At 35.4% G+C, this 19569-nt stretch carries 21 protein-coding genes and 2 tRNA genes; 6 read left to right on the top strand and 17 right to left on the bottom strand.

Features of this window, described 5'->3' with window-relative positions; translation table 11 throughout:
- Positions 1-79 precede the first annotated feature (79 nt).
- From DF947_RS03250 to DF947_RS03230, 5 genes are all read right to left on the bottom strand, one after another.
- Complete coding sequence (locus tag DF947_RS03250) at positions 80-1531, bottom strand: DUF294 nucleotidyltransferase-like domain-containing protein (protein WP_109928229.1); 1452 nt, start codon at positions 1529-1531, stop codon at positions 80-82.
- Positions 1521-2198, bottom strand: coding sequence for a 3'-5' exonuclease (locus DF947_RS03245; protein WP_158526220.1), 678 nt, complete (start codon positions 2196-2198; stop codon positions 1521-1523). Before DF947_RS03245 ends, DF947_RS03250 begins: the two co-directional genes overlap by 11 nt.
- 237 nt (positions 2199-2435) lie before the next feature.
- Entirely contained in the window at positions 2436-3167 is a 732-nt protein-coding gene (locus DF947_RS03240) for an MIP/aquaporin family protein (protein ID WP_109928227.1), read from the bottom strand.
- A 26-nt stretch (positions 3168-3193) separates the two neighbouring features.
- Positions 3194-4684 carry a glycerol kinase GlpK gene (gene glpK / locus DF947_RS03235; RefSeq protein ID WP_109928226.1) on the bottom strand — a complete coding sequence of 497 codons (1491 nt, stop codon included), beginning with the start codon at positions 4682-4684 and terminating at the stop codon, positions 3194-3196.
- 21 nt (positions 4685-4705) lie between these two features.
- Complete coding sequence (locus DF947_RS03230) at positions 4706-6301, bottom strand: glycerol-3-phosphate dehydrogenase/oxidase (protein ID WP_109928225.1); 1596 nt, start codon at positions 6299-6301, stop codon at positions 4706-4708.
- 156 nt (positions 6302-6457) lie between these two features.
- On the opposite strand from DF947_RS03230, the gene DF947_RS03225 reads away from it, so the two are divergent.
- The 3 genes from DF947_RS03225 (at position 6458) to DF947_RS03215 (ending at position 8544) form a co-directional block, all read left to right on the top strand.
- A complete protein-coding gene (locus DF947_RS03225; RefSeq protein ID WP_109928224.1) occupies positions 6458-7222 on the top strand; it encodes a DeoR/GlpR family DNA-binding transcription regulator in 765 nt (254 codons plus the stop codon).
- Positions 7223-7266: 44 nt separating this feature from the next.
- Positions 7267-7659, top strand: coding sequence for a response regulator transcription factor (locus tag DF947_RS03220; RefSeq protein ID WP_109928223.1), 393 nt, complete (start codon positions 7267-7269; stop codon positions 7657-7659).
- A 240-nt stretch (positions 7660-7899) separates the two neighbouring features.
- On the top strand, positions 7900-8544 hold the full coding sequence (locus tag DF947_RS03215; protein ID WP_109928222.1) for a sensor histidine kinase: 645 nt from the start codon (positions 7900-7902) through the stop codon (positions 8542-8544).
- A 76-nt stretch (positions 8545-8620) separates the two neighbouring features.
- On the opposite strand, the gene DF947_RS03210 is transcribed toward DF947_RS03215, so the two are convergent.
- The 6 genes from DF947_RS03210 to DF947_RS03185 all read right to left on the bottom strand — a co-directional run bounded on the left by DF947_RS03210 (position 8621) and on the right by DF947_RS03185 (position 12370).
- A tRNA-Ser gene (locus tag DF947_RS03210) sits at positions 8621-8707 on the bottom strand.
- A gap of 229 nt (positions 8708-8936) precedes the next feature.
- Positions 8937-9023 (bottom strand) — tRNA-Ser (locus DF947_RS03205).
- A 94-nt stretch (positions 9024-9117) separates the two neighbouring features.
- The gene (locus DF947_RS03200) at positions 9118-10107 is read right to left on the bottom strand and encodes a YihY/virulence factor BrkB family protein (RefSeq protein WP_109928221.1); all 990 of its coding nucleotides are present in this window, start codon (positions 10105-10107) and stop codon (positions 9118-9120) included.
- A gap of 9 nt (positions 10108-10116) precedes the next feature.
- Positions 10117-10524 (bottom strand): acyl-CoA thioesterase, encoded by a 408-nt coding sequence (locus tag DF947_RS03195; protein WP_109928220.1) that lies wholly within the window; start codon positions 10522-10524, stop codon positions 10117-10119.
- Positions 10524-11579, bottom strand: coding sequence for an endolytic transglycosylase MltG (gene mltG, locus DF947_RS03190; RefSeq protein ID WP_109928219.1), 1056 nt, complete (start codon positions 11577-11579; stop codon positions 10524-10526). Before mltG ends, DF947_RS03195 begins: the two co-directional genes overlap by 1 nt.
- A 17-nt stretch (positions 11580-11596) precedes the next feature.
- Positions 11597-12370, bottom strand: a complete 774-nt coding sequence (locus DF947_RS03185) for a PASTA domain-containing protein (protein WP_109928218.1) — start codon at positions 12368-12370, stop codon at positions 11597-11599.
- 231 nt (positions 12371-12601) lie between these two features.
- On the opposite strand from DF947_RS03185, the gene DF947_RS03180 reads away from it, so the two are divergent.
- The 3 genes from DF947_RS03180 (at position 12602) to DF947_RS03170 (ending at position 14683) form a co-directional block, all read left to right on the top strand.
- Positions 12602-13588 (top strand): D-alanine--D-alanine ligase, encoded by a 987-nt coding sequence (locus tag DF947_RS03180; RefSeq protein ID WP_109928217.1) that lies wholly within the window; start codon positions 12602-12604, stop codon positions 13586-13588.
- Between the two features lie 11 nt (positions 13589-13599).
- A complete protein-coding gene (locus DF947_RS03175) occupies positions 13600-14181 on the top strand; it encodes a Crp/Fnr family transcriptional regulator (protein WP_109928216.1) in 582 nt (193 codons plus the stop codon).
- A 100-nt stretch (positions 14182-14281) separates the two neighbouring features.
- Entirely contained in the window at positions 14282-14683 is a 402-nt protein-coding gene (locus DF947_RS03170) for a DUF983 domain-containing protein (RefSeq protein ID WP_109928215.1), read from the top strand.
- Here the strand turns inward: DF947_RS03170 and DF947_RS03165 are convergent.
- From DF947_RS03165 to DF947_RS03140, 6 genes are all read right to left on the bottom strand, one after another.
- Complete coding sequence (locus tag DF947_RS03165) at positions 14680-15456, bottom strand: CPBP family intramembrane glutamic endopeptidase (RefSeq protein WP_109928214.1); 777 nt, start codon at positions 15454-15456, stop codon at positions 14680-14682. The genes DF947_RS03170 and DF947_RS03165 overlap by 4 nt on opposite strands.
- Positions 15457-15978: a hypothetical protein gene (locus DF947_RS03160; protein WP_109928213.1), complete on the bottom strand. Its 522-nt coding sequence runs from the start codon at positions 15976-15978 to the stop codon at positions 15457-15459.
- 102 nt (positions 15979-16080) lie between these two features.
- Complete coding sequence (locus DF947_RS03155) at positions 16081-16605, bottom strand: hypothetical protein (RefSeq protein WP_109928212.1); 525 nt, start codon at positions 16603-16605, stop codon at positions 16081-16083.
- A gap of 184 nt (positions 16606-16789) precedes the next feature.
- On the bottom strand, positions 16790-17575 hold the full coding sequence (locus tag DF947_RS03150; RefSeq protein ID WP_240615313.1) for a copper homeostasis protein CutC: 786 nt from the start codon (positions 17573-17575) through the stop codon (positions 16790-16792).
- A 44-nt stretch (positions 17576-17619) separates the two neighbouring features.
- Positions 17620-18486: a YegJ family protein gene (locus DF947_RS03145; RefSeq protein WP_109928211.1), complete on the bottom strand. Its 867-nt coding sequence runs from the start codon at positions 18484-18486 to the stop codon at positions 17620-17622.
- Positions 18487-18534: 48 nt separating this feature from the next.
- On the bottom strand, positions 18535-19569 hold the full coding sequence (locus tag DF947_RS03140) for a N(4)-(beta-N-acetylglucosaminyl)-L-asparaginase (protein WP_109928210.1): 1035 nt from the start codon (positions 19567-19569) through the stop codon (positions 18535-18537).

Genomic DNA, 19569 nt, shown 5'->3' with positions numbered 1-19569 from the left:
CTTACGCGATTATAATATTTAAAAAGGGTTCTGATTTTATATCAGAGCCCTTTTTTGTTAAATACAATTTGAAGAATTTTTAACCTAAAGTATTGGTAAACTTCATCCTTATCCCACTTTGAAAATTCAGAATCGTTTTAAAGATCTCGACCAACGTTACTTTCTCTATCTTGGTTAGAGCATCTATTTCGATAAAATTATTTGGAGCAATATGATCTTCGGTAATAAGTTTTGCCTGATGTTTTAACCTAAGTCCCATTAAATAATAATAGGCCTGAGATAATTCATCAAATTGTTGCTCTGTAAAAACACCCAAATCTTTGAGTGTTTTTAGGCGTTCTCCAGTATTCTCCTTTTGAAAAATTCTATTTTGAAGTGCGTAAACCCTTGCTAAATCTACAATCGGAGTCATTGCCGTTTTAATATCGAATACTTCCTTTTTTGCTATCTTTTGAGTTCGTATGTGTTTAAAATATGTAAGTGGAGGTTCGTACAGCAAAGCATTTTTCGCCAAATAGACATAGAATTTTTCTATCGGTTTTTGAAGCTCTTCATCAACAAACGATCGCAATTTTTCCATTATGGTTAAATCACCATAAATGGCTCTACAATCAAAAAACGCTGCAAATTTTACGGCTGCTTCTGGCAAGGCTTCCTCTATCCAATTTTTATAATTGTACTTCCAATGTTCTAAAGAATGTGTCCAATTTGGATTAGAGGCCATGTAATCACCATCACAATAAACAAAACCAACGTAATTCAGCTTATCAGAAACCTGTTCTGCAAAATCCAGGAAATAAGAACGAACACCAGCACGGTCTTCTTCGGTTGTATCTTCGTAAATAATTGCGTTGTCCTGATCGGTTTTAAGGCTCAGCTCTTTTCTGCCTTCGCTGCCCAAAACCATAAAAACAAATTTTGCAGGTGGTGGCCCTAACTTTGCGATTACTTCTTCAATGATTTTTAATGAAATGGTATCGGCAATGGTAGTAACAACTTCATTTACAATTTTTGCGTGAACACCTCTTTCCAATAGTTGAGCAACAATTCCAGGTACTTTTTGCCATTTGCTTTTTAAATCGGTGGTATTAACTGCCGATTTAACCGATTGAATAAAAACCAATGGCGATTCTGCCTGTTCGCTTAAAAGTCTATTCCTACTTAAAAAACCAAGATAGTTTCCATTGTCATTAACCAATAAATAACGGGATTTTTTACCGAACATCATTAAAATCGCCTCATAAACAAATGCATCTGGAGAAATGGTTACAATATTCACATCCATCACTTCTCTTATAGCCAGCTGAGTATTTAATTGTCTTGCAATTACTTTATCTCTTAGGGTGATATCTGTTACAAATCCCAGAAAATTATCTTGCTCATCCTTAATAAACAAACAACTGGTTTTGTGCTCCGCCATTTTAAAAGCAACTTCAAAAATTGGTGTTTGAGGTAGGCAACTCACAATTTTTCTGAATGCGATATCACCAATTCTTGAAGTATAAATTTTATCTACTAATCTATTTTCCATTGAATAACCGCTGTATAATTTGCTTTAAGGAGGGTTTATTAGAAATTTCTTTTGCTTTATTAAAACTGTGTTCCTGCTCGTACACCGAATTTAAGGATATATTTTTATTAGTGATTAGGTAAAAAAAGATTTTGGCCGTATTTAATGCATCAGCTAATGCATTATGAATTTGTAAAGGCGCCTCGTTGAATAATAGGGTGTAGAATTTATCCAATTTTAAGTGGCTAACAGAAGGATTGGTTACATATTCTGAGCTGGTTTTCATTGTGCAGTAGAATGTTGAATTTTGAAAAACATTTTTTTTGCCCAGTCTGTACAGCTCTACATTAACCATATGGTAATCAAGTTCGATAAAATGTCCAATAATCAGTGGATTAAACCGAATTATATCATCGCAAAATAAACTCATTATTTTATCCAGGGATTCGCCATGATTTTTTAAATAATCGTCACTAAGCCCGTGAATTTTTTCGGCGCTCTTATCTATCGTAAAACCATCCGATTTAATAAAATGATTTTCACGTTTTACTTCCTGATATTGAAAATCATAAATTATCCAGGCAATTTGTACTATGTGAGGCCAGTTTTTTTCCTTCGAATACGGAGCTTTCCAGTTTTTGGGTAAACCAGAGGTTTCTGTATCAATAACGAGGAAAAAATCTTGCAATTGTAGGTGTTTAGTTAGAAGCTTTATAAAGGATTTTGTTCGTCCTTCAATTCAAAGATAATTAATTTTACAGCTTTAATATAAGGTAAGATTGAGATTTAAAGTAGTGGGGGTTAAATCAATAGGTTTATTGAGGATTTCCACTTGGAGAAATTGATAATTCTACATAGGAAAAAGATATTCCATAAAAAAGCACCCTATCTAAGTATAGATAAGGTGCTTCATATTTTTTTAATATTAAATGTTTAGTGCCAGATATAATAGTGCCGCCAAAGTTGCACCAATTATAGGCCCAACAATGGGTACCCAAGAGTATGCCCAATCGCTGCTTCCTTTTCCTTTCATTGGAATTAAGGCATGAACAATACGAGGACCTAAATCTCTGATCGGATTAATTGCATAACCTGTTGTACCACCAAGGGCCAACCCGATTACCCAAACCAAAAAAGCTACGGGAATTGCGCCTAAGGAACCAAGCCCGATTGGAGTTTTGTCGCTTCCCATTTCTGCATTTGTAAAATAGAAGATTACAAAAATTAATACAAATGTTCCTAAAATTTCAGAAAATAGATTTGATTTTAAGTTTCGAATTGCCGGCGAAGTAGCGAAAGGAGCAGCCTTTAATCCCTGATCTTCGGTTGCATCAAAATGATCTTTATACATTATCCAGACTAAAAAGGAACCCACAATCGCACCACATAACTGGGCGAGAATATAATACGGAACTTTAATCCAGGCAAATTTTTGTGCCAACGCCAAAGCAATGGTTACGGCAGGATTTAAATGCGCCCCACTGTATGGAGCTGCAATTACTACGCCTACAAAAACAGCAAGTGCCCAAGCAGTTGTAATAACAATCCAGCCACTATCGTTTCCCTTTGTTCCTTTTAGCACCACATTTGCAACTACGCCGTTTCCCAATAGAATTAAAAGGGCTGTGCCAATAAATTCTGCTACAAATTCTGTCATGATATATTTGGTTAGTATATGTTATATTAGTCTTCAGCGTTTACCCGAGCGGCCTTAATTGCCCTGTTCCATCCCTTAATTCTTTCTGTATTATTTATGCCTGATTCGGCTATAAAAGTTTGGTTTATTTTCCATTGCGATCTAATTTGATCTATACTTTCCCAAAAACCTGTTGCCAATCCGGCTAGGTAGGCAGCACCAATGGCCGTAACTTCTGTAACTTCTGGCCTAATTACTTTGCAATTTAATAGATCGGCCTGAAACTGCATTAATAAATTATTTGCTGTAGCACCTCCATCCACACGTAATTCTGCTATGCTAACACCTGCGTCAGCTTCCATCGCTTTTAAAACATCCATGGTTTGGTAAGCAATACTTTCTAAGGCTGCTCTTGCAATGTGCGATTTATTTGTCCCTCTGGTTAAGCCTGTGATGGTTCCACGGGCATGTTGATCCCAATGTGGGGCACCTAGACCAGCAAAAGCCGGAACCACATAAACACCTTGGGTATCTTTAACTTTTTGAGCTAAGGTTTCTACATCAGCAGATTTGGAAATCAAACCCATTTCATCTCTTAACCACTGCACAACTGCCCCTCCAATAAAAATACTTCCTTCTAAAGCGTAAAATACTTCATTGTTGATTTTCCATGCAATTGTTGTTAAAAGATTATTTGCTGATATTTTAGGTTCTTTGCCAATGTTCATGAGCATAAAACAGCCTGTACCGTACGTGTTTTTGACCATTCCAATTTCGGTACACATTTGGCCAAATAAAGCAGATTGTTGATCGCCTGCAATCCCGGCGATTGGTAGTTTCGCTGCAAGAATATTTCCCGCTGTTTCTCCGTAAACTTCACTTGAAGATTTAACCTCTGGCAACATCTGTTTTGGAATTCCAAAGAGTGTTAAGAGTTCATCATCCCAAGATAAAGTATGGATGTTATACATCATTGTTCTTGATGCATTTGTTACATCGGTTACATGCGTCTTTCCGTTGGTTAATTTCCAGATCAGCCAACTATCTATGGTTCCAAAAGCAAGTTTTCCTGCATCGGCTTTCTCTCTAGCACCATCAATGTTTTCTAAAATCCACTTTGCTTTTGTTGCAGAGAAATAGGAATCGATGATTAAGCCTGTTTTATCCTGTATTTTTTTTGATAAACCTTGTTTTTTTATCTCATCGCAATAGGTAGAGGTTCTTCTGTCTTGCCAAACAATCGCATTGTAAATGGGCTGTCCTGTCTCCCTATCCCATATTACGGTTGTTTCCCTTTGGTTTGTAATCCCAATAGAATTAATGTCTTTTGCAGTTAAACCAGCTTTTACTATTACCTCTGCCGCAACGGATAACTGCGTTGACCATATTTCTAGAGGATCATGTTCTACCCAACCTGCCTGCGGATATATTTGTGTAAACTCTTTTTGTGCTATTGCCACGATTTCTCCGTCGTGATTAAAAATTATTGCCCTCGAACTTGTGGTTCCCTGATCGAGAGACAGGATATATTTACTCATAATTTAAAATTTGGTTAGGTTTTAATTGGCTAATTCTGGTTGTTTGATGGTCCGATTTGAATTGTAGATATAGCCATCAGCTAATTTATTAAAAATTTCTATTTGATGGTTTTCCCACATCTTATCTGCATTTAATTCTTTCGCAAGCAAGTAAGCAACTTTTGGGCTCATTTCTTTCGCAACATGTGCATCGATAAATAAAATTCTTAATCGCCTGCTTAAAATATCTTCAACAGTTTCAGCCATTTCATGTCGTGCAGACCAAACAACCTCTGCTTCGGTATATGGATATTTAGGATGAAGTAAAGCTTTTAATTCGGGTTGTGCCTCCATCAAATCTTCTATTTTAGATTGGTCTGAACCATAAATATTTAAATGGCTCTCAGTTTTTTGCTCCGTACTTCCGTGGATTTTTAAATTCTGAGTTACACATGCTTTCGTTTCTAAACCAGTATGGCTTATGGCTAAATCGACAGTTTCTTCTGCCATTCTTCTGTAAGTTGTCCATTTTCCACCTGTTATTGTAATTAGACCCTTAGCTGATACGATCAATTTATGATCTCTGCTAATTTCTTTCGTACTGTTTCCATCTCCACTTGTTGGCGCTGCTAAAGGGCGTAAGCCAGAAAATACACTTAAAATATCACTTTCTAATGGTGGTTTATTAAAGTAAGTGCTAGCCGTGTTCATTATGAAATCGACTTCTTGCTTCAGAGCCCTTGGCTCCAAACTGTGCTCATCTAATGGTGTATCCGTTGTTCCAACCAATAGGTGATTGTGCCAAGGTACCGCAAAAAGAACCCTGCCATCCGAAGTTTTTGGAATCATCAAAGCAGATTCGCTATTTAAAAAACTCTTTTCTAACACAATGTGAACGCCTTGGCTGGGCCGTACCATCTTTTTAGAATGTGGATTGTTCATGTGCAAAATTTCATCTACAAAAACACCCGTTGCATTGATCACTACTTTTCCATTAAAGGAATTCTTTTTGCCCGTTAACATATCTTCTGTTTCAATTCCGCTTATTTTGCCGTCGGCATCTTTTATCAGATTGGTAACCTTTGTATAGTTTAGAAGCGTAGCACCATTTTCGATGGCTGTCTGGGCAATGTTTATGGCTAATCTTGCATCATCAAATTTTCCATCAAAATATCGAATAGAGCCCTTTAAGCCTTTAGCTTTAATTCCAGGCATTATTTTTAAGGTTTCTTTCGCTGAAAAGAATTTAGATTTTCCAAAGCTAAACTTACCCGAAAGCCAATCGTAAAGCGTTAGTCCTACAAGATATTTGGTAACAGAAAACCAATCATAACATGGAATAATAAATTCTTCCTTGTTTACCAGATGGTTTGCGTTTTGTTGTAATAAGCCTCTTTCTTTTAATGCGTGTCTTACTAAGCCTATATCGCCTTGAGCAAGATAACGAACTCCACCGTGCACCAGTTTTGTACTTCTGCTCGATGTTCCTTTGGCAAAATCAGACTGCTCTACCAGCAGGGTTTTAAATCCGCGACTGGCAGAGTCTAATGCAGTACCCAAACCCGTAGCGCCACCACCAATTATAATCAGGTCCCATTTATTACTTTCTGGTATTATCGTATGATGTAATCTTTCCATTTATGTTTAAAAATAATAAAACGAAACAATACGCAAGTATATAAAATTATTATCGAAACAATATTATCAATTTGTTAAAATTTGATTAAATATTCCTAGAAAATATTTTTGTGATTATTTTATTTGCTAATTTGCACACTATATAATAACAAGTTTATGATGAATTTAGCTGAGAGGCACCAGTTTATACTTAGTCGATTGCAAAAGGATCAATATATTAATGTTGTAGATTTATGTAAGGAACTGAAAGTGTCATCTGTAACAATAAGAAAGGATTTAAAACTACTTGAAGATAAAAGCTTACTTTTTCGAACGCATGGCGGTGCAACAGTAAATAATCCATATACTGTGGATCGACCCGTGAATGAAAAAGAAAAAATTCAATCTACCGAAAAAAACAAAATTGGTATTGCTGCAGCTTCGCTAATCAACGATAATGATTCCATTGTGATTGCCTCGGGTACAACTGTTTTATATTTTGCAAAAAATATTGCTTCGGGCACAAATTTAACGGTGGTTACTTCTGCATTAAACGTGGCTTTAGAGCTCATGCGTGAGCCAAGCATTGAGGTAATACAATTGGGCGGTTTATTGAGAAAAAGCTCATCATCTGTAATGGGCAGTTACGCCGAGCAGGTTTTGCAGGATTTTTATTTTAACAAACTGTTTTTAGGTGTTGATGGAATTGATTTAGATTTCGGATTAACGACTACCAATGCTATGGAGGCCCATCTTAATCGAAAAATGATCGGCGTTTCGCAAAAAACAATCGTATTGGCCGACTCAACAAAATTCGGGAAAAGGGGATTCGGAAAAATATGCGGATTAGAAGAAATTGATCATATAATTACAGATAAAGGAATTTCTGAACAAATTGTTAAACATTTAGAGGGTTTAGGTGTTACTGTAACTATCGTATAGGAAATTCCAATCTATGCAGCTAAACCAAAAAGTATAATTTGAACATGGAAAAAAAACGAATACACATTTTAGAAGACGATCAAGAAATTAGAAACGTGATCGAGATTCTGTTGAAAGAAGAAGGTTTTGAACTACAATTATCATCATCATTCTCTGAATTGAAAAAAAATATTCAAGATGCTATGCCTGATCTTTTCTTATTAGATGTGATGTTGCCAGATGGTAATGGCGCTGAAATTTGTGAAGATTTAAAAACTGATATTTTTACAAAACACATTCCCATTATTGTAATGTCTGCTCAGAATAATAGCGAACAAAAAGCTATTGATGCATTTGCAGATGACTACATTAGCAAGCCGTTTGATATTTATGATGTTTTGGCCAGAATAAATGCCCAGCTGAAACGCAGTGAAGAAAGAAGAACCTCGCAAGCTTAAATCTTTGAAAGATCTTTTAAAAAACTCCAGTCCCAAAAGCCTGGAGTTTTTTATTTGGCCATTATTCTGATAATATTTATTTAGACGAAATCTTTATCATATTTAATTTTCAGTTTTTTACCGTTTTGTGCAGATGAAGCTTTTTAACTAAATATTTTGCATACCCAATTAAGGGTATTTTTTATTTCTGGTAAATTTAAGCTTTCATTTATTAATTATTTTTTGCAATTTGAAGTTTAAATGGAAATTCCTAAACTACAACCAAGAGCTTTAGAGCCAATAATAGAAACGGAAGAAGATCTTCGCAAAGCTATTTTTTTAGACTCGGAAATTGAAAAGGGGAATTTGGCATCATTTCTTTACGATGATATAGCCCAGCTTTTATTCCAGTTAAAAAGTCAATCTGATCATAATCTTAGCTCCGAATTACAGTTAGAGATCTCACATGCATTAGATCGGGTCCGCAATGCTTCATTTGAACTGAGACCGAAAATTTATGAAACATTTGGTCTTTTTGCCGCACTTAAGGAGTTATTTTCTACTCGCTTTAAATTTATAAGTCACGAGGCTTTTAGTAATTTTATTAAACTGCCTGATAATTTAAGCGAGGAAATGGAGCTTGCTATTTTCAGACTTACTCAACAAACACTAGATTGTATTGATATTGATCTTTTAAGAGGGTTAAGCATGAGTGTAGGAAGATTGGATAATGAAGTGATTAGCTTAACTTATGGCTTTGCATTTGATCCTAGTGGACCTTTGGTACCCAGAACGGATTTTGCAGAAAAGCTTCGTTCTATCGTTTATCTTCTTTCAGGAAGAATGGTCTTCAGGGAATATTCACAAAATCAATTGGAGGTCGTTGTTTATTTTAATGAGCAGTAAATTTATTTGTAAAACCATACGATCAAACAAATATTTAAAACAAAAAATGCCACCCTTATTGGGCAGCATTTAAGTGCGGAGAGTGGGGGATTCGAACCCGCGGACCCTTTGACAAGTCAACAGTTTTCAAGACTGCCGCAATCGACCACTCTGCCAACTCTCCGGCGCAAAAGTACAAATCCCAGTTAAAACTGCAAACTTTTATTGCAATTTTTTTGAGTAAATTTTATATAAAATAAATGCCGTGATTAATGTGCTGGTTTACAGCATGTTGTTCGGAGCCAAAGTGGATTCTGGGATTTTTTCCTGAAATAGATTTAATTAAAACTACAGGGTAGAGCTCAGAAATTGTGTAAACAAAAAATGCTACCCTATTGGGCAGCATTTTAGTGCGGAGAGTGGGGGATTCGAACCCGCGGACCCTTTAACAAGTCAACAGTTTTCAAGACTGCCGCAATCGACCACTCTGCCAACTCTCCGCGACAAAAGTACAAATCCGATTTAAATCTGCAAACTGTGTTGACTTTTTTTTTATAAAAAGTTGATAATGGCTTAACACAGAGAGAGAAAAAGTTATTTCTTGCTGATATTTTCTTCAATTGGGGCTGTTTTTTTGAACAAATTGAAGGTTGGACGGATGATTTTAACGCTTCTTTTACTCACATCTACGCTTGCATTTAACTCAAAGCCAATTAAAAGTATTAAAGAATTTAGGTAAAGCCAAATCATTACAACGATTAAAGTTCCTATAGAGCCATAAACTTTGTTGTAGGAAGCGAAGTGGTTAATGTAAAAAGAAAATCCCCAGATTGTGATAAAGGCCAAAATGGTAGCCAACCAAGAACCAGCGCTAAAAAGTCTCCATTTTTTGGTATGTGATGGACCGTATCGATATAAAATGGATATGGTAATAAAATATAATGCTGCAAGCAATGCCCATCTCGTAAACTGAATTGCATAAACAACTAAGCTATCTTTAATATGAAGCTCATTTTTGATATAGGTTAATAGGATTTCTCCAAGTGCCATAGCGCTTATGCAGATGATAATAGAGAAGCAAATTACCGTAGTTAAAACTAGTGCAATAAAGCGCTGTTTGAGCCAGCCACGGGTTTCGATAATTAATGATGATTTATTAAAGGCTTTCATTAAATTCTTAACTCCATTTGTGGCAAAGAAAATGGCCGAGAAAAAACCAAAGGAAAGTAAACGACTATTTTGGTTTTTAATGATATCCTTTAATGTGGTTTCAAAAGCATCATAAGCATTATGCGGGAGAACAAGCTCAATTAAACTTAATAACTGATCCTGGAAACCTTTAATTGGAATAAAAGGGATTAATGTAAATAAAAATATTATCCCTGGAAAAATGGCCAGCATAAAACTGTAAGCCAAAGATGAGGATTTGTTTACCAAAGAATCTTTACCAATTTCTCTAAAAAAGAAAGTGGCAACGGTATAAAGAGGAAGCGGGCTAAACCCAGGTAAAACACAAAACTTAGTCCATTCAATAAATTTTGAATAAATTTTAAGTTTAAGTAGTTGCCTGTGTAACCATTCCATCTGTAGCTATTAATTAAAAAATACCGAAAGCTTATCCATAAAATTTACCGGCGGAGTTGTTGGTTTGTTTTTTTTCATATCAACAAAAACAAGCGTTGTAGAGCCTAAGTTGATCAGTTCTTCCTTTTCATTATACAACTCGTATTCGAAATAAATTCTTATTCCCGGCAATTCCTTAATTATGGTTTTAACTGTAATTTCTTGGTCGTAAAGAGCAGGCTTAATATATTTGCATTTCAATTCCAATACTGGCATCATAATGCCTTCAGCTTCCATAGAACTATAGCTCATGCCTAGGCTTCGCAACATTTCTACTCGGCCAACCTCATAATACTGTGCATAATTTCCATAATACATATAGCCCATTTGGTCTGTTTCACCGTAACGAACCCTAATTTTTGTACTGTGGCTATACATTATTTAAAAATGTTTCTTTTATTTAAGGCTTCGCGGTATTTCTTTGCATTAATTTCATGCTGTTCTTTTGTAGCCGCGAAATTGTGGAAGCCAGAGAAATCTTCTTTTGCACACATATAAATATAATCGTTTTTATCTCGATTTAAAACGGCATCAATGGCATTAATGCTCGGCATCATGATTGGTCCTGGTGGCAAGCCTACATACTTATAAGTATTGTATAGCGATTGAACCTGTAGGAGTTTATTGGTTACACGCTTTACCGTAAAATCGTTATTGGCAAAGATTACTGTTGGGTCAGCCTGTAGTAAGGTACCACGGTTTAATCTGTTTAAATATAAGCCAGCAATAATTGGCATTTCCTTATCATAAAGCGCTTCAGCATCTACAATAGATGCTAAAGTGTAAACTTGGGCTGGAGTTAAATTTAAAGCAGCTGCCTTTTGTTTACGCTCTGCATTCCAAAATTTATCATACTCTTTATGCATGCGCTCAAAAAAATCAACCGGAGAAACATTCCAGTACATTTCATAAGTGTTTGGAATAAACATGGCATAAACATTATCTTCATTAAAGCCATATTTACCAATCAGCGCAGCAGAATCTAAAACGTTGATGAAACTTAAAGAATCGGCTTCCAGATTATTCGCTAAGTAGGCCGCGAAATTTTCCTTTTTGCGGATGTTTTGGAATTTCAGTTTTACAGGTTCTTGATTACCAGCTTTAATCATGTTAATTAAAGTGCGATTGGTCATTCCTTTTTTTAAACGATAACGACCAGGTTTTACATTTGCAGAGAGATTCATTTTTTCTGCAGCCGTAGTAAAAGAAGATATGCTTTTAACAATATCCTTCTTCTTTAAACCTTCAATTAAGGTGTCAAAATTACTTCCAGTTTTAATGTATAAATACTTTTGATTTTCGGTTACGTTAGGGGCAAAGTAAACTTTATACAGGTTTAAGGCAAAATACCCGGCAATTAATATAACTACAACAGCTATGGTAAGGGTAATTTTTTTTCCCGCACTCATGCTCTTTTTTTCTACTTCAGTCATTTTTGTATTCTACGTATTTATGGTTGTTGTTTGTTAGATAGGGTAATGTTAATGTGTGTTCCAATCGAAACTTTGGTTAATGAATCTACAAGCATTGGATCTTGTTTTATGATTATCGCATTGGCACTATCAGTAATCGGCCCTTCATAAAGGATTGTTCCCAAAACTAAATTGGATCCTTTTAAACTAAATTTAGCTTCATCCATAGTTAAGCCAACCAATTGCGGGATATCTACTTCTTCACTTCCGCGGCCATCTCCCAATATTAAATCGATTCTCGAACCAACGGGGATAATTTGTCCCACTTTTATGGGTTGGCCTCCAAACGATGCCTGTAAAACCACGTCTCTGCTCACATCGGCTTTGTATGTGGTGTCGCCTAATTTTAATCTAGAGCTTTCAATAATAGCTTGTGCTTCTCTTAAAGATTTAAATTCAATATCGGGAAATTTAGTGTTTGGAGTTTTACCTGCATTAATCGTCAGGTATATCGTTCTGTTATCTTTTACAAAAGTATTGGGATCGGGATCTTGATCAATTACGATGCCAGGGGGCTGATCCATAATATAAACCGAATCAACCTCGTACTTTAATCCGGCTTCTTCCAATTTAATAACGGCCTGCTCAAATGTTAAGCCTTTAACCATTGGTACGTTTAATCCTTCACCATGTTTGGTGTAATATCTTAAACTAAAGAAAGCAATAAGCAAAAGTACCACTACAGTAATAATAGCAGCTAAAACATTGTTTCTAAATGATCGGGTTTTTAAATAATCTATAAATTTAGACATGAATCTTAAATTCTGGTGTTATGCGTACAAACTCAAATGTAATTAATTTAATTATTGAATAAGGAATGATTAGAGGCTTAAAAAACATCGTCCAATATTATTTAAAATAATAATCATCTTTTCTTGTTTTTAATTCAATAATCAGGCCATCAAAATTAAGGATTGCACAAAGATATTTATATTTTTGGGGATATATTTATAACAAATTCTATTTCATAAAGTATTCTCAACATGAAGAAAACTATTGCATTGTTAACAGGCGGTACCACAGGCGAATGGGTTGTTTCAGTAAAAAGTGCTGCAACTATTGCTCAAAATATTGATGCTGATTTATACGACGTTTACCAAATCATGCTTAATGATAAGGGATGGTTTTATGAGCCTGCCGATTCTGTTAAGATAGAAATAGATAAAAATGATTTTTCCTTAACACTTGAAGGCCGTAAAATTAAATTTGATGGTGTTTTTATTGTTATTCATGGTTCGCCAGGAGAGGATGGAAAATTGCAGGGCTATTTTGATATGCTTAATATCCCATACACTACCTGTAATGCTTTAACTTCCTCAATTACAATGAATAAAGGCTACACTAAAGCCATTGTAGAAGGTATCGATAACTTGTTTACTGCTAAATCGGTTCAGATTTTTAAAAGTGGAAATCATAGTTTAAGTAAAATTAAGCAAGATTTAAGGTTGCCTTACTTTGTAAAACCGAACAGTGGTGGCAGTAGTATCGGGATGAGTAAGGTTAAACATGCCGATGATTTGGAAATTGCTATTGAGAAGGCTTTTAAAGAGGATGATCAGATTTTAATTGAAGAATTTGTAAGTGGAAGAGAGTTTTCGATAGGAGTTTTTGGTGCTGAAGGAAAAATTACCGTTTTACCAACCACGGAGGTAATTCCTGCCAACGAATTTTTTGACTTCGAAGCGAAATATACTCCCGGTGCCACCGAAGAAATTACACCAGGCCGTATGAATGATGAAGAACTGGTAAGAGTACAACAAGTGGTAACTGATGTATATAAAAAGCTAAATTGTAGGGGGGTGGTTCGAATTGATTATTTCTTAGAACACGAAACTGGTAAATTCTATTTTATCGAGATTAACACCATTCCAGGTCAAACTGCCACAAGTTTTATTCCCCAGCAAGTTGCAGCTATGGGTTTAACCCTGAAAGAATTCTACTCACGCTTAATGAAAGAAACTTTAGGTTAGGCATCAAATAAATGGATATTCAAAAATTAATAGATCAAGGGTTCGCTGTTAAAGAATATCCAAAAGATTCGATAATTTATGAACCTTCCGGAAAACCACGGTTTGTTTACTTTATTAAAAGCGGAGAAATAAGGATGGTTACGGTTAGCGATGACGGTAAAGAATTTATTCAAGGTGTTTTTAAAATCGGTGAATATTTTGGAGAACCTGCAGTTTTGGTTGATCGACCTTATTTAGCATATACCATCGCAAATAAAGATGCACAGATTATACCTGTTGGTAAAATAGACTTTTTGAATCTGCTCAAAGAAGATCCAGATTTCAGTATGGATTTAATAAAGGTTTTGAGTAACAGGCTTTTTTATAAATCTATGATGCTCGAAGAATTGGCGAACGAAAAGGCAGAACATCGATTGCTAACCATAATAAACTATCTTTTTACTGATCTGGAAGTCGGCGCCAGCTTAACAGTTACTAGGCAAGAGTTAGCCGATATGACAGGATTGCGTGTAGAAACTGTAATTAGAGGAGTTAAGTTACTTGCTGATAAACAACTCATTGAATTGAAACGAGGCAAGATTATAAAAAGATAATTCTAAAACCATTAAGATGAAAAAAGGTTTTGATGGTATGATGTAGGTCATGTTTTAGGAATAAGCTATTACTTAAATTTGCATCATCAAATAAAAAATTATGGCAGAGCTATCTAAATTTCAAGCTGTTTTACAATGTAAATGTCCACGTTGCCGTAAAGGCGATATTTTTACAGGTAGTGCTTACGCTTTTCGATTACAAAAAACCAACATCAGTTGTCCTTATTGCAATTTAAAATTTGAGCGTGAGCCAGGTTTTTTCTACGTTGCAATGTTTGTAAGTTATGCCATGAACGTTGCAGAGATTATCACAATAGGGGTTGCTTCGTACATTTTAGGCTTGCCACTAATTTACGAGAACCTTTGGTATTATGTGGGCTTAATCTTAGCTGGAGTTCTGTTATTGTCTCCAATCAACTATCGATATTCTAGAGTTATTCTATTACACTGGTTAACTCCAGGACTAGGTTACGTTCCAGGGAGTGGGGATAACCAGAATTAGAAAATCATTTTATAGAGATCCTCCAAAGGATAAAGATCTAGAAAACAAGCGGTAAGATTAAAAAAGAAGTGGACAAATACACCATACCAAATTGTTTTGGTTTTAATTCTAAGATACCCAAGAAATAGGGCAAAAGGAAATAGCCAAAAAATTGATAAAAAGCTAAAGTGGATGATGAAAAATAAAACCGAAGAAATGTAAACCGCTTCTTTTTCATCAACAACCGTTAATAATTTCTGCATTAAATAACCCCTGTAAGCTAACTCTTCAAAAATTGCTGGATACAGCGCCATAGAGGCAAACATCAAATACCTTCCGTATTTATGAAATTCAAAAATTGAATAATAGGAAAGATCTTTGTGCAAAAGATCTCTATTAAGATGATTGACTAAAAATGTAACAACTACCGAAGTTAAAATTGTTGCAATTATTAACCAAGTCAATTTCAAAAATGAAAAATTTGGCCATTTGAGTATAATTTTATTCTCAATCCAGCTGTAGCCGAAAAAAGCAATAGCTGAAATTGCCATAACCGCATCAAGAAAATATAAAGTGAACAGATTATTTTCCTCTATGAGAAATGAGGAGGCACAGCATAAAACTTCAATTGTAAAAAACAATGCAACCTGTTGTAAGCTTAGCCATTTGTTTTCATGAACCTGTTTGTCAATCTCTAATTGTGATTTTCCGCAGTGATTACAAAATCTATTGCTTAAGAGAATTTCCTGCTGACAATTTTGGCAAAGTTTAAAAGAAAGGTTTTCTTTATCCACTTAGTCTATATTAAGCTCTTTCTTTAATTTATCAGCATCTAAAACCGCTTTAATTCCTTTTATTAAATAACCAATAATAATTACTTTGAAGATTATTCCAGAAAATATGGTTAAGGGGTTGTCAATGGCATTTAAAATCTGGATAATTAAATAGAGCGATAAGCCAGAGATTAAAGCTGCTGTTGGTTTCGATTTACTTAAAAAACCAAGTCCTAAAAAGGCAACAAATAAAACTATGTTCGCTATTAAAACTGATGATCTATCTTCTTCGGCTACTGTTCCCAAAATAAATAAAGATGAAACTGCGGTTAAACCGGCAATCCAGAAAAGGGAGTTGCCAGCTTTTCTAACTGCTTCGTTCATTGAAGATAAATCGATTTCCTTTACATTTCGCTCTGATAAAAAGAAATCTTGTTCTTGTGGAGTACCCTGAAGTGGGTAACCACAACCATTACAAAATAAATCGGTTGGTGAGTAAGCTTTATAGCAAGCATTACAATGGCTGTTTGTAGGAATTTCCATTTTTTGAGCGTTAAAATTTCCATAAATATAGAATTGTAAAAAATCAAAGCAAAAAAAATACGAGGAAATTATCTCCTCGTATTTAATTATTTACAGAAAATTCTATTTTTTCATAGGATGCTGTACGTATTCTGATAATCCTTCAACCTTGCCGTTTTTTAATTTGATGTCATTAAACAAATTAATGGTATCGCTCTTTCCGTCTTTTGTGGTAGATATTTGATTATACCAAAGGCTTACCCATTCTTCACTTTTATCTTTATTTACAACAGATTCCATATCTTGCATTTGGATTTTGAAACTGCTCATTTTACCAAACTCTTCCTGTATCTGTTTCAGAAACTGAGGCTTTGTCCCTTTAAATTTATAACCATCAAGAACAAACCAAACACTGTCTGCCAATACTTTGCTCATATTAACAGTATCTAGGTTTTCGAAGGTTTTAATAAGCGTAGTTGCGATTACAAGGTTCTTACTATCTGTATTTATTTCCCAATTGTTCGCTTTTTTTATAGTGTAAGGGTATTTTGTCGTATCAGCCTTTGCTGAGTCAGAACTGGTTGCATTTTTACTTTGGCAGGCTGCAAAAAGCAGTGCAATTAGCATTAGGGATGAGAATTTTTTCATAATAATTAATTTAGTTAATTGGTTTATTAAATATACTTAATTATCTGAATATTAAAAGATTGTATTTGGTTGAGTAATTTAAGCCAGACTTTTCATTCATATTAAAACCTGATGTGATGACTTAGACCATTTCGCTATAAATCAAAATGCCCAATGATACACCAGGCATTAGATTAAATTAAATTTATTGGTTATCATTAATAATTTTAACCAAAGCCCTTACTTTTTCTACCGAACTTAGCTCGTACTGATATTCGTCGTCAATATTTCCCATTTTACTTTCGCTATTTCTAAACTTCATTTTGCTGGACACAAATTCTTTAGCCGAAGCATGAAATTCGGTAGCACCGGATTTATCAATTAATTGCTGTAAGTTATTTTCATTAATGCCAGCGCCAGGCATAATCGAAATTCTTCCCTTAGCCTGTAGAACTAGCCTTGCCAGCGTTTCTGCTCCTTTAATTGCTGATGAAGAGCCTCCAGAAGATAATACTCTAACAATTCCGAGTTCAATTAAATCTTCTAACGATTTTTCTAGGTTGTTGCTCATGTCAAATGCTCTATGAAACGAAATAGATAAAGGTTTTGCAAGTTCTATTAAGGTTGCACAGCGTTCTTTATCTATCTCTCCATCAGCCTTAAGTATCCCGATAACAATTCCATCACAATTCAATGATTTACAGATTTTTATGTCTTCTTTAATGAGCTCGAATTCCAGATCAGTGTATAAAAAATCTCCTCCTCTTGGCCGAATTATTGGCCAAATCTCGATCGATAGATTTTTTTTTGCCAAAGCAATTTGGGCGTAACTTGGAGTAGTTCCACCTTCGGCCAAATTATCACATAGTTCTACCCGTTTGGCGCCACCGTTTTGTGCTGCCAAAGCAGATTCATAACCATTGGCACATACTTCCAATCCCCAGTTTTCTACAGAGGAGTTTGAATTTCTATCCATTACATTGGAACTCATAAAGTGTTTAGATTAATATCTTCCTGTATTGAAAAAGTTAGACATTAAACTGGCCCTATAACTTTCCATCCATTTTGTGATTTAAAAGTATTAAGTTTCTGAATAGATTTTCCACCATCGGGAAACCAACAAACTTCGGTAATGATGAAGTGATTTTCGTCTATCTTCTCCCGCTCAGGAAATGCAGATTGCGTTACGGTGAAATCGGGGAAACCTTGTTCTTCGATATTATTAATGAATGAAAGCCTTAAAACTTCAGCTGTATTATTGATTATTTCTTCATCAAAATCCATTTTCATACCAGACAGCATCGCTTTAGCTTCCTCATCAAAATCTTTACAAGCAATTGCTCCATCAAGATCCTGATTGTTATAAGCTTTTTCTAAGGATAAAATAGCACCTTCGGGCGTACTAAAATCGGCTTTAAAATGATCTACACCCTCATCAATGTACAAACCTATGCTATTATCAAAAGCTGGTTTTTCTGCATCTGGAACCCCATCTCTAATTGCTCGAATGGTATAACCACCAATTAGTCGGCCGTTTTCAATGGTCATCCAATCAGAAATCAAATTTCTATCAATGCCGATTTTTTGATTCAATTTTACTGTTGACACATTAACCGGTTCATTTCCAATTGTACCATATAGATTGCCTTCATCATCAAAGTGCGGCTCGGTTAACCAAATATGTTCGCCGTTATCTCCATCAATTATATGAACTTTAACAGAGAAGTAAACCTGATGCTGCTGTGGGTTTGCCAGGCTTTCTTCAAAGTACCAAAGTGTTAATTTAGCCTTTTCAATTGCCCAGTTCATGCGTTCGTCTTCGTTGGGTACATAAACCATATCTGGCTCGCCCTGACGTTCTTCTACATTTTTTTTTCCGAAAATTTTAGATAGTAATCCCATTCTTTTTTTAATTAATTTTTAAGATTTGATTTGGGATGATTTTTATTTTTAGTAATAGCTTTTTCCTTTAATTAAGAGATCTTGCTTTTCGGCATTGCATACCGCGTAACTAAAGCCCTGCTGAATGGCGTAAGCGCCATATTCTCCTTTTTTGTTAATGGCCAAAAAACCAACCTGAATATTTTTGGCTGTTTCGGGTTTCTTTTTGATGATTCTCATTACCGCTTCCTTGCAGGCTGCTTCCGGTGTAAAGCCCTGGCGCATAAGTTCTACTACCAAGAAAGAACCTACATTTCTAACCACTTCTTCTCCAACACCTGTTGATGTTGCTCCACCAACTTCATTATCTACATACAAGCCGGCACCAATTATAGGGCTATCTCCAATTCTTCCATGTAGTTTATAAGCCATTCCGCTTGTTGTGCAGGCCCCAGAAATGTTTCCTTTATCATCAATGGCAAGCATTCCAATCGTATCGTGGTTGTATTGATTTCCGGGTAGTTTTTGAGGTGCGGCTTTTTCGTAAAGTTTATTCTCGATATTCATTACGGGAGCATATTTTGCTGTTTTAAGCCATTCTTTCCATGCTTTTTCACTGGCAGGCGTTAGCAGATTTTCTTTTTTAAAACCTTGCTCTAAAGCAAATTGTAGTGCACCCTCTCCGGCAAGCATAACATGAGGTGTTTTTTCCATTACTTTACGAGCAACTGAAATAGGGTGTTTAATATGCTCAAGTGCTAAAACGGCGCCACAATTACCAAATTCGTCCATTATGCAGGCATCAAGCGTAACGTTTCCATCGCGATCCGGTAAACCACCGTAACCTACCGATTGATTTTTTTCATCAGCCTCTGGAACCCAAACACCTTGCTCAACAGCATCTAAAGCACGTCCGCCTTTTGAAAGCACTTTCCAGGCATCGGCATTTGCTGCAATGCCGAAATCCCAGGTAGAAATTACAATCGGAAAGTTGGTTGCTGTTTTAGGTTTTGCAGGTAAAACTTCAGCCATGCTGGTTTTATCCAGAGCCAATAAGCCGGCCGAAAGGGCAGAGGCTTTAATAAATTTACGACGGTTAAACAT

Source organism: Pedobacter paludis (assembly GCF_003173575.1).
Lineage (GTDB): Bacteria > Bacteroidota > Bacteroidia > Sphingobacteriales > Sphingobacteriaceae > Pedobacter > Pedobacter paludis.
Note: the sequence above shows the minus strand (reverse complement) of the source record. Positions and strands in the feature narration are given on the sequence as shown.

Coding starts and splice junctions, on each gene's coding strand:
- DF947_RS03250 (WP_109928229.1), bottom strand. CDS start 1,531: ATGGAAAATAGATTAGTAGATAAAATTTATACTTCAAGAATTGGTGAT.
- DF947_RS03240 (WP_109928227.1), bottom strand. CDS start 3,167: ATGACAGAATTTGTAGCAGAATTTATTGGCACAGCCCTTTTAATTCTA.
- glpK (WP_109928226.1), bottom strand. CDS start 4,684: ATGAGTAAATATATCCTGTCTCTCGATCAGGGAACCACAAGTTCGAGG.
- DF947_RS03230 (WP_109928225.1), bottom strand. CDS start 6,301: ATGGAAAGATTACATCATACGATAATACCAGAAAGTAATAAATGGGAC.
- DF947_RS03225 (WP_109928224.1), top strand. CDS start 6,458: ATGATGAATTTAGCTGAGAGGCACCAGTTTATACTTAGTCGATTGCAA.
- DF947_RS03220 (WP_109928223.1), top strand. CDS start 7,267: ATGGAAAAAAAACGAATACACATTTTAGAAGACGATCAAGAAATTAGA.
- DF947_RS03215 (WP_109928222.1), top strand. CDS start 7,900: ATGGAAATTCCTAAACTACAACCAAGAGCTTTAGAGCCAATAATAGAA.
- DF947_RS03200 (WP_109928221.1), bottom strand. CDS start 10,107: ATGGAATGGTTACACAGGCAACTACTTAAACTTAAAATTTATTCAAAA.
- DF947_RS03195 (WP_109928220.1), bottom strand. CDS start 10,524: ATGTATAGCCACAGTACAAAAATTAGGGTTCGTTACGGTGAAACAGAC.
- mltG (WP_109928219.1), bottom strand. CDS start 11,579: ATGACTGAAGTAGAAAAAAAGAGCATGAGTGCGGGAAAAAAAATTACC.
- DF947_RS03185 (WP_109928218.1), bottom strand. CDS start 12,370: ATGTCTAAATTTATAGATTATTTAAAAACCCGATCATTTAGAAACAAT.
- DF947_RS03180 (WP_109928217.1), top strand. CDS start 12,602: ATGAAGAAAACTATTGCATTGTTAACAGGCGGTACCACAGGCGAATGG.
- DF947_RS03175 (WP_109928216.1), top strand. CDS start 13,600: ATGGATATTCAAAAATTAATAGATCAAGGGTTCGCTGTTAAAGAATAT.
- DF947_RS03170 (WP_109928215.1), top strand. CDS start 14,282: ATGGCAGAGCTATCTAAATTTCAAGCTGTTTTACAATGTAAATGTCCA.
- DF947_RS03160 (WP_109928213.1), bottom strand. CDS start 15,978: ATGGAAATTCCTACAAACAGCCATTGTAATGCTTGCTATAAAGCTTAC.
- DF947_RS03155 (WP_109928212.1), bottom strand. CDS start 16,605: ATGAAAAAATTCTCATCCCTAATGCTAATTGCACTGCTTTTTGCAGCC.
- DF947_RS03150 (WP_240615313.1), bottom strand. CDS start 17,575: ATGAGTTCCAATGTAATGGATAGAAATTCAAACTCCTCTGTAGAAAAC.
- DF947_RS03145 (WP_109928211.1), bottom strand. CDS start 18,486: ATGGGATTACTATCTAAAATTTTCGGAAAAAAAAATGTAGAAGAACGT.
- DF947_RS03140 (WP_109928210.1), bottom strand. CDS start 19,569: ATGTTTAACCGTCGTAAATTTATTAAAGCCTCTGCCCTTTCGGCCGGC.